The 13,365-nt window shown below is 72.1% G+C and carries 19 protein-coding genes; 6 read left to right on the forward strand and 13 right to left on the reverse strand.

Going from position 1 to position 13,365, the window contains the following annotated elements; all coding sequences use genetic code 11:
- Positions 1-7: 7 nt before the first annotated feature.
- From fliE to HNR19_RS02725, 8 genes are all read right to left on the reverse strand, one after another.
- On the reverse strand, positions 8-361 hold the full coding sequence (fliE, locus tag HNR19_RS02690; protein WP_246303466.1) for a flagellar hook-basal body complex protein FliE: 354 nt from the start codon (positions 359-361) through the stop codon (positions 8-10).
- Positions 361-753, reverse strand: a complete 393-nt coding sequence (locus HNR19_RS02695; protein ID WP_179666435.1) for a flagellar basal body rod protein FlgC — start codon at positions 751-753, stop codon at positions 361-363. Before HNR19_RS02695 ends, fliE begins: the two co-directional genes overlap by 1 nt.
- A complete protein-coding gene (flgB, locus tag HNR19_RS02700) occupies positions 753-1,127 on the reverse strand; it encodes a flagellar basal body rod protein FlgB (RefSeq protein ID WP_343047017.1) in 375 nt (124 codons plus the stop codon). The genes HNR19_RS02695 and flgB overlap by 1 nt, the downstream gene beginning before the upstream one ends.
- A 352-nt stretch (positions 1,128-1,479) precedes the next feature.
- Positions 1,480-1,959 (reverse strand): hypothetical protein, encoded by a 480-nt coding sequence (locus tag HNR19_RS02705; protein WP_179666436.1) that lies wholly within the window; start codon positions 1,957-1,959, stop codon positions 1,480-1,482.
- A gap of 1 nt (position 1,960) precedes the next feature.
- The gene (locus HNR19_RS02710) at positions 1,961-2,320 is read right to left on the reverse strand and encodes a response regulator (RefSeq protein WP_179666438.1); all 360 of its coding nucleotides are present in this window, start codon (positions 2,318-2,320) and stop codon (positions 1,961-1,963) included.
- Positions 2,317-2,859: a chemotaxis protein CheX gene (locus HNR19_RS02715; protein WP_179666440.1), complete on the reverse strand. Its 543-nt coding sequence runs from the start codon at positions 2,857-2,859 to the stop codon at positions 2,317-2,319. Before HNR19_RS02715 ends, HNR19_RS02710 begins: the two co-directional genes overlap by 4 nt.
- Positions 2,856-3,236 carry a response regulator gene (locus tag HNR19_RS02720; RefSeq protein ID WP_179666441.1) on the reverse strand — a complete coding sequence of 127 codons (381 nt, stop codon included), beginning with the start codon at positions 3,234-3,236 and terminating at the stop codon, positions 2,856-2,858. Before HNR19_RS02720 ends, HNR19_RS02715 begins: the two co-directional genes overlap by 4 nt.
- Positions 3,233-4,078 carry a CheR family methyltransferase gene (locus HNR19_RS02725; protein ID WP_179666442.1) on the reverse strand — a complete coding sequence of 282 codons (846 nt, stop codon included), beginning with the start codon at positions 4,076-4,078 and terminating at the stop codon, positions 3,233-3,235. Before HNR19_RS02725 ends, HNR19_RS02720 begins: the two co-directional genes overlap by 4 nt.
- A 325-nt stretch (positions 4,079-4,403) precedes the next feature.
- Here HNR19_RS02725 and HNR19_RS02730 point away from each other — a divergent pair, with 325 nt between their 5' ends.
- Positions 4,404-5,465, forward strand: coding sequence for a protein-glutamate methylesterase/protein-glutamine glutaminase (locus HNR19_RS02730; protein ID WP_179666443.1), 1,062 nt, complete (start codon positions 4,404-4,406; stop codon positions 5,463-5,465).
- Between the two features lie 135 nt (positions 5,466-5,600).
- Here HNR19_RS02730 and HNR19_RS02735 read toward each other — a convergent pair whose 3' ends face one another.
- From HNR19_RS02735 to HNR19_RS02755, 5 genes are all read right to left on the reverse strand, one after another.
- A complete protein-coding gene (locus HNR19_RS02735; protein ID WP_179666445.1) occupies positions 5,601-5,912 on the reverse strand; it encodes a hypothetical protein in 312 nt (103 codons plus the stop codon).
- A gap of 91 nt (positions 5,913-6,003) precedes the next feature.
- Positions 6,004-6,381, reverse strand: coding sequence for a flagellar export chaperone FliS (gene fliS, locus HNR19_RS02740; protein ID WP_179666446.1), 378 nt, complete (start codon positions 6,379-6,381; stop codon positions 6,004-6,006).
- 2 nt (positions 6,382-6,383) lie between these two features.
- Entirely contained in the window at positions 6,384-7,712 is a 1,329-nt protein-coding gene (gene fliD / locus HNR19_RS02745) for a flagellar filament capping protein FliD (RefSeq protein WP_179666448.1), read from the reverse strand.
- Positions 7,713-7,847: 135 nt separating this feature from the next.
- Positions 7,848-8,636, reverse strand: coding sequence for a flagellin N-terminal helical domain-containing protein (locus tag HNR19_RS02750; protein ID WP_179666449.1), 789 nt, complete (start codon positions 8,634-8,636; stop codon positions 7,848-7,850).
- 158 nt (positions 8,637-8,794) lie between these two features.
- Positions 8,795-9,637, reverse strand: a complete 843-nt coding sequence (locus HNR19_RS02755; protein WP_343047018.1) for a sigma-70 family RNA polymerase sigma factor — start codon at positions 9,635-9,637, stop codon at positions 8,795-8,797.
- 255 nt (positions 9,638-9,892) lie between these two features.
- Here HNR19_RS02755 and HNR19_RS02760 point away from each other — a divergent pair, with 255 nt between their 5' ends.
- Genes HNR19_RS02760 through csrA form a run of 5 tightly spaced genes read left to right on the forward strand, consistent with a single transcriptional unit; the run spans position 9,893 to position 13,333 of the window.
- Complete coding sequence (locus HNR19_RS02760; protein WP_343047019.1) at positions 9,893-10,369, forward strand: flagellar protein FlgN; 477 nt, start codon at positions 9,893-9,895, stop codon at positions 10,367-10,369.
- Positions 10,369-11,766, forward strand: coding sequence for a flagellar hook-associated protein FlgK (gene flgK, locus HNR19_RS02765; RefSeq protein ID WP_179666452.1), 1,398 nt, complete (start codon positions 10,369-10,371; stop codon positions 11,764-11,766). Before HNR19_RS02760 ends, flgK begins: the two co-directional genes overlap by 1 nt.
- A 9-nt stretch (positions 11,767-11,775) precedes the next feature.
- A complete protein-coding gene (locus HNR19_RS02770; RefSeq protein ID WP_179666453.1) occupies positions 11,776-12,666 on the forward strand; it encodes a flagellin N-terminal helical domain-containing protein in 891 nt (296 codons plus the stop codon).
- Positions 12,667-12,673: 7 nt separating this feature from the next.
- Positions 12,674-13,072, forward strand: coding sequence for a flagellar assembly protein FliW (fliW, locus tag HNR19_RS02775; protein ID WP_179666455.1), 399 nt, complete (start codon positions 12,674-12,676; stop codon positions 13,070-13,072).
- Between the two features lie 15 nt (positions 13,073-13,087).
- The gene (gene csrA, locus HNR19_RS02780) at positions 13,088-13,333 is read left to right on the forward strand and encodes a carbon storage regulator CsrA (protein WP_179666456.1); all 246 of its coding nucleotides are present in this window, start codon (positions 13,088-13,090) and stop codon (positions 13,331-13,333) included.
- The last annotated feature ends 32 nt before the right edge of the window (positions 13,334-13,365 follow it).

Raw genomic sequence — 13,365 nt, forward strand, 5'->3', positions numbered from 1 at the left:
AGGCCCCTCAGACCTGCATCCGCATGATCTCGTTGAAGGCCTCGACGGCCTTGTTGCGCAGCGCCACGGTGAGCTGGGTGGCGACCGACGCCTCGCTGGCGGCGATCGTGTAGTCGTGGATGTTGTCGAGCTTCCCGGTGGCCGCCTCGACGGCCAGGCCGTCGGCGCGGTCGGTCAGGCCCTCGAGCCGGTCCAGGCCGTCGAGGACCATCGAGCCGAACTCGGCGCCCGCGGCCGGGTCGGCGGCGGTCGCGGGGGCGACGGACTCGCTCAGCGACGGCGCGGCGACCTCGCCGACACCGCCGACGGTGGGCATCCCGGGCATCGGGAAGGACGGGAACTCGACCGGCGTCACGCTCATCACTTGGAGCCGATCTGGAGCGCGGCGGTGTAGGTGTCCTGCGCGGTCTTGGTCATCTGCACCGAGGCCTGGAACCCACGCTGCGCCATGACGAGCTGGCCCATCTGCGAGGACATGTCGAGCTCGGGCGCGCGGACGTAGCCGTCCTCGTCGGCGAGCGGGTGGCCCGGATCGTGCACGAGGCGGCCCTCGGGGTCGGAGCCCGCGAAGCCGTCGACGTCGACGCCGCCGTCCTCCCGCGCGCCGAAGATGACGTACGTCGCCTGGAACGCGTCGTCGTCGGTGGACGTGACCGTGTTGACGTTGGCGATGTTGCCGGCGATCGCGTCGAGCCACACCTGGTGGGCGCCCAGGCTGGTGTTGGCGATGCGGAGCGTCTCGAACGCGCTCATCAGAAGCTCGCCGTCGCGGTCGTCATCAGGCTGTGGCGGTCGCTGAACGCCCGGCCGACGATCTGGTACTGGAACTGCGTCTGGATCGACGCGATCGACTCCTTGCGGAGGTCGACGTTGTTGTCGTTGGCACCGACGGGGGTCTCGGTCGCCTCGACGGCGGGCGTGAGCTGCCCGGCGGAGGTGACCGACCCGCGGTCGATGGCGGCGGAGAGCGCGGACTCGAAGTCCACGGCGCGCGCCCGGAAGTGCGGGGTGTCGACGTTCGCGATGTTGTCGGCGATCACCTGCTGACGCAGGGACAATCCGTTGATCGCGGTGCGGAGCACGAATCCGACTGAGTCGGCCATGAGGCCGGACACGGCGTAGGACACGGGTGCGGTTCCCCCTGTGCGGGTCGCCCATCGGGGTCGATGGGGCGAGGCGGTGCCGATCCGTGGCAGGTGGGTGAGCGATCCGTGCTCGGGGTGTAGATCGGGTGGGGGCGGGAGGAGCTGAGGTGTTTTCGCTTGCGGTCCGCGGGCCATCCTGGTCCGCGGGATCGTCCTGATTCCGCAGCACCCTCCGGGCTTGCTCGCTCCGCCGCGCTGCGACGCTCTGTGCTTCCTCGCCGCGGTGGTCGGGGCGTCGGCGCGTCGTCGCGAAATCGCCCGGACGGCGCTGCGGAATCCGGACGATCCCGCGGCGCCGCCCGCGGCGTCGTGTGGTGTTGTGGTGGGGGTCGGGTCAGGTGAGGACGACGCTGAGGCGGCCGGCGCCGTAGCCGGCGATGTCGACGGCGAGGTCCTCGCGGCGGCCGAGGGTGAGGACGCGGAGGCGGAGCATGGGGTCGGTGGGCATGCCGGCGGGGTGGAGGGCGTGCAGCTTGACGTGGTCGGCGCCCTCGACGTTGAAGACCGAGGCGCCGATGTTGAGCACCTCGTAGAGGTTCTCGGCGAGGGTGTCGGTCAGCTTGCCGTCGTCGATCGCCGCCTCGGCGCCGCCGGGCGGGACGAGGCCGATGGCGGCGCCGGCGTGGGCGGAGAACGGCAGGTCGCAGGCGATGACGGCCACGATGTTGAGGTGGTCGTCGACGTACAGGGCGATGGAGGTGGCCTCGTCGAGGCCCGGGGCGTACGGCGTGCTGGGCGAGAGCGTCACGTCGCGCCCGAGCAGGTCGGTGAGCAGGTCCTTGAGCTGCTTGGGCTGCGGGAGGTGGATCGCCATGTCAGATCACCGACCGGAGCGCGTCGTCGAACGCCTCCGGCGTGAACGGCTTGGCGATGAGGAACGCGGCGCCCGCGGCGGCGGCGCGCTCGCGCATCTCGTCGGAGCCCTCCGAGGTGACGAAGCCGAACTTCACCGTCGAGCCGGACGCGCGGAGCGCGGAGAGGCAGTCGATGCCGGTCATCTCGGGCATGTTCCAGTCCGAGAGGACGAGGTCGGGCTGCTCGGACTGCACCAGCTCGAGGGCCTGCTTGCCGTTCTCGGCCTCGACGATGTCGTGGCCGCCGTGGCCGGCCTGGCGCAGGGTGCGGACGACGATCTGGCGCATCACGCGGCTGTCGTCGGCGATCAGGATCTTCATCGGTTGCTCTCTCCAGTGGGGACGTGGACGCCGACGCGGACGGGCTCGCCCGCCCACGTGACGTCGACCCGGGCCACCTCGTGGACCTCGGACGGGAAGGCCGCCCGGCCCGCCGCGACGGCGGGGAGGGACAGCGTGCTCGGACCGGGCATCAGGCTCTTGACGTTGCCGCCGACCATGTTGACCAGCTCGCCGACCGCGTCGGCGACGTCGGCGTCGCCCAGCTCGTCGTCGGGGGTCTCGTCGGGCAGCGCCAGCATCGCCCGCGTGAGCGTGCGGGCGGCGTACTCGGTGAGCTCGACGGTGACCATGCCGTGCCAGCCGCCGCTGACCGACACCGACGCCGACCAGGCGCCGGCCGGGTCGAACGGGGTGCCCGGCGGCACCGGGCGCGACAGCAGCGGGATCGCGTTGCCGAGCAGGCTCGACCACACCTCGGCGGTGAGCTCGTAGACGTCGTCGGCTGCCGGGGCGACCACGTCGCCGGTGTCGACGGGCAGGCCGAAGTCGCCGGTCACGGTGCGGAGGTCGAGGTTCATGCGGCACCGCCGGAGGTGAGGCCGAGCAGCTCGAGCTTCTCGGCGATGGCGTCGGGCGTGAACGGCTTGATGACGTACTCGTGCGCGCCCGCGGCGAGCGCCTTGACGATCTGGCGCTGCTCGCTCTCGGTGGTGACCATCATCAGCGTCACGTTGCGCCAGTCCGGGTTGGCGCGGACCTCGGTGATGAACGTGTAGCCGTCCATCACCGGCATGTTCCAGTCCACGAGGCAGACGTCGGGTACGTCGCCGGAGCGCATGGTGTCGAGCGCCTCCTGGCCGTGGCCTGCCTCGACGGTGTCGAAGTCGAGCGAGGTCACGATCCGGCGCAGGATGCTCCGCATCGCGCGCGAGTCGTCGATGATCAAGGCCTTCACGTCAGGCTCCTTGTTCCGTTCGTGGGTGGGGCGGGGCGCAGCACCTGGACCCGGCCGATGGCCTCGCGGGTCCAGAGGTCCGCGACCTCGGGCGGGGCGTCGAGCGTGGTCTCCGACGACCCGAGCAGCAGGTAGCCGTTGGTGCCGACGGTCGGCCGCATCCGGCGGAGGATGTCGTACTTCGTCGCGTGGTCGAAGTAGATGAGGACGTTGCGCAGCAGCACCACGTCGAAGGTCCCGAGCCCGAGGAACGGCGCAGCGAGGTTGAGGTGGCGGGTGGAGACCCGCTCGCGGAGCTGCGGCACGACCTGCCACTCGTTGCCCGCCCGCTCGAAGTAGCGGACCAGGTGGGTGGCGGGCAGGCCGCGGTTGACCTCGACCGCGCTGTAGCGGCCGGCGGTGACCCGCTCGAGCATCGCCGTCGACACGTCGCTGGCGACGATCTCGTAGCTCCAGCCGGCGGGCAGGTGCTGGTCGAGGAGCATCGCGATCGAGTAGGCCTCCTGGCCGCTCGAGCAGGCGGCGCTCCAGATGCGCAGCCGCCGGGTGATCGCTCGCTCCTCGAGCAGCGCGGGGAGCATCGACTCGGTGAACGCCTGGTAGGGCGCGTGGTCGCGGAACCAGCTCGTCTCGTTGATGGTGAGCGCGTCGACCGCCTTGCGTCGCTCGGCCGGGTCGACCGGCAGGCGGGCGACGTACTCGTCGACGGTGCAGCCGACGGCGGAGGCGAGCGGGCGGAGGCGGGCCTCCACCAGGTACTCCTTGCCGGCGTCGTACACCATCGAGGTCTCGCGCCGGACGAGCGCGGAGACCGACTCGTAGGTTCCGGGGGCGGCGGTCATGTCCGTGTATTCGGATGGGGGATGTCGCTCCTGAGGAGTCGATGGACCCTGCTGGGGTTGGGGGCGTCCGGCTGCGCCGGCCCGCCCTCCCGGCTTGCTCGCTCCGCCGCGCGCGACGCTCTTCGGTACGGCGCCGCGGGGGTCGGGGCGTCGGCGCGTCGTCGCGAAATCGCCGGGAGGGCGGCCCGTCCCAGCCGGCCGCCCGCTCGTGCCGCGCCACCGGCCCCTGTCGCTCGTGCCGCTGGTTGAGGTGGGAGGAGCGCTAGCGACGAGCCTCGAAACCGAGGCCTCTCAGGAGAGGGGTGGGGGAGCCGATGGGGGGCGTATGACGACGCGCATCCGTGTTCTCGTGGTGGATGACTCCGCGCTCGTGCGGCGGCTGGTGACGACGGCGCTTGCTGAGGCGAGCGACCTGGAGGTCGTCGGGGTGGCCAAGGACGGGGTCGAGGCCGTCGAGCAGGTCGCGGCGCTGGCGCCCGACGTGGTGACGATGGACATCGAGATGCCGCGGCTCGACGGGCTGGGTGCCCTGACGGAGATCCGGGCCACGCACCCGCGGCTGCCGGTCATCATGTTCTCGACGCTGACCGAGCGCGGCGCTGCCGCGACACTCGATGCGCTGTCGCGGGGCGCGTCCGACTACGTGACCAAGCCGTCCAACACCGGCCGGATCGCTGACGGCATCGCGGCGATCCGCGACCAGCTGGTGCCTCGGATTCGTGCCCTGGTGGGCATGCGCAAGCTCGCGCCGGCCGGGGGCCGCGACGCCGTACGGCGCCCGCCGGTCACCGTCGCGCCCGCCCGCGCGTCCGCGGGCAGGCCCGACGTGCTGCTGATCGGGTGCTCGACCGGCGGGCCCGACGCGCTCGCGCGGCTGCTGCCGAGGCTGCCGGCGACGCTGGGCGTGCCCGTGCTCGTGGTGCAGCACATGCCCGCGCTCTTCACGACGATGCTCGCCGAACGGCTCGACCGCGATGCGGCGCTGACCGTGCGCGAAGCGGCGGACGGCGACGCGGTGCGGGCGGGCGAGGTGCTCATCGCTCCCGGCGACTTCCACCTGCGGCTGCGCTCGTCGGCGGGCCAGGTCCGGGTCGCGCTCGACCAGGGACCCCAGGAGAACTTCTGCCGGCCCGCCGTCGACGTGCTGTTCCGCTCCGCGGCGGAGGTGTACGGCGGCCGCGCGCTGGTGACCGTGCTGACCGGCATGGGCCAGGACGGGTTGGAGGGCGCCCGCGTCCTCTCGGCCGCCGGTGCGACCGTGCTCGCCCAGGACGAGGCCACGTCCGTCGTGTGGGGCATGCCCGGCGCGGTGTCGATGGCCGGCCTGGCGCAGGACGTGCTGCCGCTCGAGGAGCTCCCCGCCCGGATCACCCGCGCCCTGTCCTGATCGCCGAGTCGGCTGGTCTTCACGCGTTGGAAGTGCCGAGTCGGCTGGTGATCACGCGCCGACTCGGTGTCGGAGGAGCGTGAAGATGCGCCGACTCGGCGTCTTCCAGGCGTGAAGACGAGCCGAGTCGGCAGCTCAGGCGGAGACGTCGACGTAGACCGCGTCGGCCCGGCGCCGGTCCGGAGCCGTGTCCATCCGGGCGGCCATCTGCCGCTGCTTGCGGTTCTCGGCGAGCACGACGGGGATCACGGCCATCAGGGTCGCCTGGCGGGCGCGCAGCGCCATCGCCCGGTCCACCAGGTGCGCGGGCATCGGCCCGAGGCCGTGCGGCTTGGTCCACTCGCTGATGTCCAGCTCCTCGGTGTCGCCGTTGAGCAGCGCCTCCGCGTCGCGGATGTGGTGCTCGAGGGCGTCGAGGGCCTGTTCCCAGGTGGGGGCGTCCGTCATGGCTCCATGCTTCTCGAAGTGGCCGGGCGGCCGGATCGTGCGAACGGTTGGTCGGGATGGCCCGGGTGGGCCAGACGCGGGTCAGCGCCGGTCAGCGCGCGGCGGCCATGGCGGCCTGCCGCCAGGTGTCGCAGAGGTGGCGCGCGATGACCAGGGCCTGCTGCGTGACGCCGGCGTTGCGGCGTACGTTCGCGGTCACCAGGCGGCGGCGCAGGAAGTCGTAGAGGCCGGCCAGCTCGTGGCCGCCGGGCATCGCGTCGACGTCGAGGCTCGTCTCCAGCTCGATCACGATGTCCTGCGCGTGGGTCAGGTGGTGGTGGGCCGCCTGCCAGTCCTCCTCGCGCTGGGCGCGGAGGCCGCGCTCGACGTCGAGCACCAGGCGCTCGACGAGCATGACGAGGAGGCGGGCGGGGCTGGCGGTGCCCACCGAGTTGCCCATGTAGGCGGCGCGCGCGTTGGTCGGGTACATCGCTACTCCTCCGAACCGGACGAGAGGGACTGGAGCTGGCTGGTGAGCCAGGCCGACTGGCTGTTCATCCGCGACAGCGCGGTCTCGAGCGCGGTGTACTGGCGCTCCAGCGTCTGCCGGCGCAGGGCGAGCCGGGTGTCCCACTGCGCGATGCTGTCGTTGAGGCGGTCGATGCCCTTGGCGCGGCCGTCGATGTTGGTCGTGATCGACCCGGTGAACCGGTCGCTGGCGGTCTTGGCGACGGCCTCGACGCGGGAGGCGAAGCCGCCGGCGCCGGTGAAGGCCGCGGTCACCGCGTCGGGATCGGACGTGTACGCCGCCGCGAACTTCTCCTCGTTGAACACGAGCTTGCCGTAGCGGTCGACCTCGATGCCGTACGGCGCCAGCGAGCCGGTCGCCGGGTAGATGCTCTCGACCAGGCGCGACGCGACGGTGCGGACGGTGCTGTCGCCCGCCAGGACCCCGGCCTTGCTGGGGTCCTTGCCGTTGACCGCGGTGGTGGTGCGGATCGACTCGAGGATCTGGTTGATGTCGGTGACGAGCGACTTCACCGCAGCGGACCGCGCGCCGGCGTCCCGGGTGATCGCGACGTCGGCCGCCCCGGTGGCGCCGGGAGCGAGCGTGATCGTCACGCCGGGCACCACGTCGGCGAACGTGTTCGTGCTGGAGCTGGCAGCGATGCCGCCGATGTCGATGGTGGCGTCCTGGCCCGCTCGGACCGCCGCTCCCCCCAGGAGCGGCGACCCGTCGGCGGCGGTGAGCTGGAAGTCCTCGGCAGCGCCGGTGGTGGTGGACTCGACGAGGAGCCGGTACTGGTCGGCGGTGCCGTCGTTGCCGACCTTGACCAGGGTGGCGCGGACGCCCGCGTCCGCCGCGTTGATCGCGGCGGCGAAGTCCTTCAGCGAGCCGCCGGCGATGGCGATCTCGGTGCCGTCCTTCGCGGTGAGCGTCGCGGCGCCGACAGCGTCGGTGGCGGCGAGGGAGTCCGCGAAGGAGAGACGGTGGGTGAGCGCCGGCTGGCCGACGGTCACCGAGAAGGTGCCGGGCGCGGCGCTGGTGGTCGCGGTCACGGTGACCGCGGTGTTCGTGGACGTCGCCTTCAGGGAGGACCAGGGGCCGGTGCCCGTGGTGACGTCGGCGAGCTTCTTGGCCGCCTCGGCGAGCGACGCGAGCCGGGTGTTGAGCTGCTGCAGCGCGGTGACACCGCTCTGCTCCTGGGTGACCCGGGTCTTGAGCTTGGTCTGCGACACGGCTTCCAGCTGCATGAGCTGGTTGATGATGGTCGCGGTGTCCAGCCCGCTCGCCAGGCCGCTGACGATCGCGCTCGCCATGCCGGCTCCTTCCGTCCAGGGATGTCCAGGGATGGGGTGGGGAAACGAGTCCGGGTGCCGGTAGGACGGGGGTCCCACCGGCACCCGGTGCTCAGTCGTACGGCGCTCCGCGGGTCACGCGGCCGCCGTACGGGATCAGCCCTGCAGCAGCTGCAGGACGCTCTGCGGGGCGGACTTCGCCTGCGCGAGCATCGCGGTGCCGGCCTGGGACAGGATCTGCGAACGGGTGAAGTTCATCATCTCCTGCGCCATGTCGGTGTCGCGGATCCGGGACTCCGACGCCGAGAGGTTCTCGATCGCGACGTTCACGCTGTTGATCGTGTGCTCGAACCGGTTCTGCACCGCACCGAGCTCGGCGCGCTGGGTCGAGATGGTGGTGATCGCGGACTGGACCGTCGAGCTGTCGGTGATGACGGCGGCGGAGACGTCGATCGCGGCCAGGGCGGTGGCGGAGATGTCGATCTCGTCGGCGGCGTCGTAGCCGACCTGGAACGTCAGCGCAGCGCCCGCGAACAGCGAGACGCCGTTGAACTTCGTGTTCGCCTCGATCCGCTCGATCTCGGAGTGGAGCGCGGTGAACTCGGCCGAGAGCGCGGCCTGCGACTCGGTGTTCTGCGTGCCGTTGTTGTACTGCACGGCGAGGTCGTTCATGCGCTGCAGCATGGAGTGGACCTCGGTGAGCGCACCTTCAGCGGTCTGTGCGACCGAGACGCCGTCCTGGGCGTTGCGGACGCCCACCTTGAGGCCGCCGACCTGCGAGCGCAGGCCCTCGGAGATGGCGAGACCGGCGGCGTCGTCCGCGGCGCGGTTGATGCGGAAGCCGCTCGACAGCTTCTCGAGCGACTTGGACATCTGGCCCTGCGTGACCGACAGGTTGCGGTACGCGTTGACGGCGTCGATGTTCTGGTTGATGCGAAGACCCATGATGGTTCCCTCCTGGATTCAGGTCCTGTGTGTTCCCGGATGCCCGTCCGTGGGCGTCCGTCGGGGTGTTGATCGGTGGCGGCCGTCACGGCCTGAGAGGTTTTGGAGGCTTTCGGTGGTCGAGTCGCCCGAGCCCCGGGGCTCGGGCGTGTCGGGACTCAGCCGACCGCGCCCAGGCCGCGCACGGCAGGGCGGCGGGTCGCCTCGGCGTGACGGGCGGCCACGGCGGCGAAGTAGGCCTCGCGGCGACGCTGGGCGACGCCGCCGGCCTTGCCGGTCTGCTTGACCAGCGACGGCTCGAGCGCGTGGTTGAGCGCGTCGCGCAGCAGCACCAGCGCCTCGGCGCGCATCTGGGAGATGCGCGAGTCGGTGACGTCGAGCTCGGCCGCGATGTCGGCCATCGGCCGCTCGTCGAAGAAGTACTCGCGGACGACCTTCTGGAGCCGCTCGGGCAGCTCCTCCACCGCTTCCCGCAGGTAGGCCAGCCGCTCCTCGTGCTCGACGACCTCCTCGGGCGACGGCGCGCGGGTGGGCAGCAGGTCGTCGATCGACGCGGCGGCCGGCGCGTGCAGCGAGAGCACCTGGGCGCGGGCGACGTCGTCGTCGTTGGCGACGACCTCCTCCTCGGAGATGCCGGCGGCGCGGGCGACCTCGGCGTTGGTCGGGGTCCGGCCGAGCGCGTTGGCGAGCGCGCTGCGGGTCTCGGACAGGTCCCGGGCCCGGCGGCGCACCGAGCGGGAGGCCCAGTCGATGGACCGCAGCTCGTCCAGCACGGCGCCGCGGATGCGGGTGGCGGCGTACCGCTCGAACGGCACGCCGCGCTCTGCGTCGTACGCCCGGGCCGCCTGCACCAGGGCGGTGAAGCCCGCCGAGGTGAGGTCGTCCCGGCTCACGTGCGAGGGGACGCGGCCCATCGTCTCGCGGACGATGTGGCCGACCAGCGGCATGTGGCTGGTGATGAGGGCGTCGAGGTCCGCGGCGGGGGAAGAAGTGCTGGTCACGAGCCGGAACGCTGCCTGCGCGTCAACGACCGTTCGGGGCCTTTCGGGGGAGTCGGGCCCTGGTCCCAGCAAAGTCGGGACCCTGGTCCCGTTAGGTCCTAATTGGTCGCGGTCCGAATTGACTAGAGGGCGTTGACCGGCAGCGGGATGGAATGCCAGGAGATTCGGTGCCGATCCCTCAGGTCGGATGTTTCCCGGGCGATGGACAACGGCAAGAGCCCCGGACCGCGGGGTGCATTTCCGGGAGGAAGCCCAGTGGACAGGCTGTCGCAGATCCTGTGGCGGGAGCGCGAGCTGCTCGAGCTGCTCTCCTTCAAGCTCGAGGTCGAGCGTGTGCTGCTCGCCAGCGGCCGGACCCGCTGGCTCAACCAGGCGACCCGCGAGATCGAGGACGTCCTGAGCACGATGCGCGAGTCGGAGCTGATGCGCGCCGTCGCCGCCGACGCGGCCGCTGAGGAGCTGGGCCTGGAGCCCAACCCCTCGCTCGGTGCGCTCGCCGAGGCCGCGCCCGAGCCCTGGCGCGCGATCCTCATCGAGCACCGCGACGCGTTGATCGCGCTCGCTCGCGAGATCGCCGAGCTCTCCGAGGAGAACAAGGAGCTGCTGTCGGCCGGCTACCGCGCCGCCCAGGAGACGCTGCTCGCCATGGGTGGCGGCGTCACCGAGGGCTACACCCCGTCGGGCTCCGCGGTCGTCGGAGCCCGCACCCGACTCGTCGACCAGGCGCTGTGATGGCGGGGTCCTTCGGGTCGGTCCAGTCCGCGCTGTCGGCGATCCGCTACAACGCGGTCGCGCTCGACGTCGCGAGCAACAACATCTCCAACGCCGCGACCGAGGGCTACGTACGGCGCCGCGTGCAGGCCGAGGCGCTGGGCGGACCCGAGGTCCCGGCCCTCTGGTCGCGGTACGGCGGCCACGGCGACGGGGTGCGGGTCGCCGGCATGGAGCGGATGGTCGACGGCCTCCTCGACGCCCGCGTCCGGCGCGAGCACGGCGCCCTGACCTACCTCCAGACCAGCCAGACCGTCCTCCAGCGGCTGGAGAACGGCATCGGCGAGCCCGGCCCCGACGGCGTGAGCCAGGCACTCATCGACTTCCGCAAGTCCTGGTCGGACCTCGCCAACAACCCCGGCAGCGACGCCGCCCGCCAGCAGGTGATCGGCCGCGGCTCCACGCTCGCGCTCGCGCTGCACAACCAGTACACGAACGTCACGGGCGAGGAGGCGGACCAGCGGGTCCACCTGCTGTCCGCGGTCAGCGAGGTCAACACCGCTGCGACCGACCTGGCGGCGCTCAACCAGACCATCCTCGGGCTCGAGATCAACGGCACCGACGCGTCGACCCTGCGCGACTCCCGCGACAGCCTCGCGCTGCGCCTGGCCGAGCTGACCGGGGCGTCGGTCACGGTCCGGCCCGACGGCATGTACGACGTCTCGGTGGCGGGCCAGGCGCTGGTCACCGGCGACACCGCCGGCACCCTGGCGGTCACGGGCGGCGTCCTCCCCGACGGCAGTGCCGACGGCGGGCCGATCGTGCTCGAGATCTCCCTCGGCGGCGGCAGCGCCGTCGTCCCGGCCGCCGGCCTGGGTGGGGAGACCGGCGCCGTCGTCGAGCTGCTCAGCGACACGCTGCCGACCTACCGCGCCGGGCTGAACGCTGTCGCGCTCGAGCTGGCGACCGCGGTCAACGGCCAGCACCGCGCCGGCTTCGACTCCGCCGGCGTGGCCGGCGGCGACTTCTTCGCCTTCGACCCGACCGCGCCGGCGGGCTCGCTCGCCGTGGCGATCACCGACCCGGCTCTCGTCGCCGCCTCGGGCGTCGCGGGCGCCCGTGACGGCGGCAACGCCGACGCGCTCGGCGAGGCCGGTCAGGTGGAGGAGTCCTACCAGCGGTTGGTCAACACGTTCGGCACCGAGGTCGCCGCGCTGCAGCGCCGTACGGCGAACCAGGCCGCGCTCGCCGGCTCGGTCGACGACGCGTGGGAGCAGCAGGCGGGGGTCAACCTCGACGAGGAGACCGTCGCGATGATGACGTCGCAGCGCGCCTACGAGGCCGCCGCTCGTCTGATGACCACCCTCGACGAGGTGCTCGACACCCTCATCAACCGCACCGGCCTCGTGGGCCGATAGGGGACTGCCATGACCATCGGACGCGTCACCCAGCGGATGCTCACCCAGGGCTCCCTCGACTCGGTGCAGGGCGGGCTCGCCCGGCTCGCCCGGGTCCAGGAGCAGCTCACGACCGGCCGGGTGCTCAACCGGCCCTCCGACAACCCGACCGACACCACCGCCGCGATGCGGGTCCGGACGGCGATCGGCAACCAGGAGCAGTACGCGCGCAACGCCCAGGACGGGCTCGGCTGGCTCACCCAGATCGACTCCACCCTCGGTCAGGTCACCGACTCGGTCCGCAAGGCCCGGGACCTCGCGCTCGCCGGCGCCAACTCCGGCGCGCTCAACCAGGTGGCGCGGGACGCCCTCGCCACCGAGGTCGAGGTGCTGCGCCAGGGCATCGTCGGCTCGGCGAACGCCACCTACCTCGACCGCCCGGTCTTCGGCGGGATCACGAGCGGCGACCGGGCGTACGACGACGCCGGCACCTACGTCGGCACCGTCGGCGACGTGAACCGGCGGATCGCGGACGGCGTCCTCGTCAAGGTCGACGTCGACGGTCTCGACGTGTTCGGCACCGGCGCCACCTCGGTGTTCGCCGAGCTCGACGCGCTCTCCACCGCGCTCCGCACGGGCGACAACGCCGCGGTGTCCACCGCGATCCAGCAGCTCACCACGCGCATCGACACGGTCGTCTCCGCGCGGACGGCCGCCGGCGCGATCTACGAGCGGGTCGACAAGGCGGTGCAGGCCGCGACCGACGCCGAGCTCGCGCTCAGCAACGACCTGAGCGTCCTCGAGAACGCCGACCTCGCCGCCACCACCGTCGAGCTCCAGCTCGCCGAGGTCGCGTACCAGGCGTCGCTCGCTGCGACCTCGCGCGTCCTCCAGCCCAGCCTGGTGGACTTCCTGAGATGATCCAGGGATGAGCACCGTCGCAGCGGACATCCCCGTGATCGAGCTGGCGCACCCGCTGCCTGGCTTCCCGCACGACCAGCGGTTCGCCCTGGTCCGGCTCGACGACGACGGCGTGCTGATGGCGTTCCGGTCGCTCGAGCGGGAGGACCTCCAGTTCGTGGTGGTGCCACCCAGCCCGTTCTACCCCGACTACGCCCCCGAGATCAGCGACGACGTCGTGACCGACCTCGAGATCGGCGACGCGTCCGACGTCCTCGTGCTGCTCGTCGTGCACGCCGGCGCGAGCCTCGCCGACACCACCGTCAACCTGCGGGCGCCGCTGGTGATCAACACCGGGACGCGGCGCGCGTGCCAGGTCGTCCTCGACGACCCGGACCTGCCGCTCGCCGCGCCCCTGATGGCCTGACGTAACCTCGCTCTCGTGCTGGTCCTCTCCCGCCGTGTCGGCGAGTCCATCGTCATCGGCGACGGCGCCGAACAGGTCACGGTCACCGTGCTCGAGGTGCGGGGCGACGTGGTCCGCGTCGGCATCGACGCGCCGAGGTCGGTGCGCGTCCACCGGGCCGAGCTGCTCGAGCAGCTCGCCGACGCCAACGCCACCGCCGCATCGCCCAGCGAGACCGCCGTCGCCTCCCTCTCCGAGGCGCTGAAGGGCCGCTCTCAGTAGCACCCGGAGTCCTCAGGGCCGTGCCACCTCCG

The organism is Nocardioides thalensis (assembly GCF_013410655.1).
GTDB classification, from domain to species: domain Bacteria; phylum Actinomycetota; class Actinomycetes; order Propionibacteriales; family Nocardioidaceae; genus Nocardioides; species Nocardioides thalensis.

What these genes read in the sequence shown, in the direction of transcription:
- HNR19_RS02725 (WP_179666442.1), bottom strand. Translation starts at nt 4,078, where the DNA reads ATGACCGCCGCCCCCGGAACCTACGAGTCGGTCTCCGCGCTCGTCCGG.
- HNR19_RS02705 (WP_179666436.1), bottom strand. Translation starts at nt 1,959, where the DNA reads ATGGCGATCCACCTCCCGCAGCCCAAGCAGCTCAAGGACCTGCTCACC.
- fliS (WP_179666446.1), bottom strand. Translation starts at nt 6,381, where the DNA reads ATGTACCCGACCAACGCGCGCGCCGCCTACATGGGCAACTCGGTGGGC.
- fliD (WP_179666448.1), bottom strand. Translation starts at nt 7,712, where the DNA reads ATGGCGAGCGCGATCGTCAGCGGCCTGGCGAGCGGGCTGGACACCGCG.
- HNR19_RS02735 (WP_179666445.1), bottom strand. Translation starts at nt 5,912, where the DNA reads ATGACGGACGCCCCCACCTGGGAACAGGCCCTCGACGCCCTCGAGCAC.
- flgK (WP_179666452.1), top strand. Translation starts at nt 10,369, where the DNA reads ATGGCGGGGTCCTTCGGGTCGGTCCAGTCCGCGCTGTCGGCGATCCGC.
- HNR19_RS02710 (WP_179666438.1), bottom strand. Translation starts at nt 2,320, where the DNA reads ATGAAGATCCTGATCGCCGACGACAGCCGCGTGATGCGCCAGATCGTC.
- HNR19_RS02715 (WP_179666440.1), bottom strand. Translation starts at nt 2,859, where the DNA reads ATGAACCTCGACCTCCGCACCGTGACCGGCGACTTCGGCCTGCCCGTC.
- fliE (WP_246303466.1), bottom strand. Translation starts at nt 361, where the DNA reads ATGAGCGTGACGCCGGTCGAGTTCCCGTCCTTCCCGATGCCCGGGATG.
- fliW (WP_179666455.1), top strand. Translation starts at nt 12,674, where the DNA reads ATGAGCACCGTCGCAGCGGACATCCCCGTGATCGAGCTGGCGCACCCG.
- HNR19_RS02770 (WP_179666453.1), top strand. Translation starts at nt 11,776, where the DNA reads ATGACCATCGGACGCGTCACCCAGCGGATGCTCACCCAGGGCTCCCTC.
- HNR19_RS02750 (WP_179666449.1), bottom strand. Translation starts at nt 8,636, where the DNA reads ATGGGTCTTCGCATCAACCAGAACATCGACGCCGTCAACGCGTACCGC.
- HNR19_RS02695 (WP_179666435.1), bottom strand. Translation starts at nt 753, where the DNA reads ATGAGCGCGTTCGAGACGCTCCGCATCGCCAACACCAGCCTGGGCGCC.
- HNR19_RS02730 (WP_179666443.1), top strand. Translation starts at nt 4,404, where the DNA reads ATGACGACGCGCATCCGTGTTCTCGTGGTGGATGACTCCGCGCTCGTG.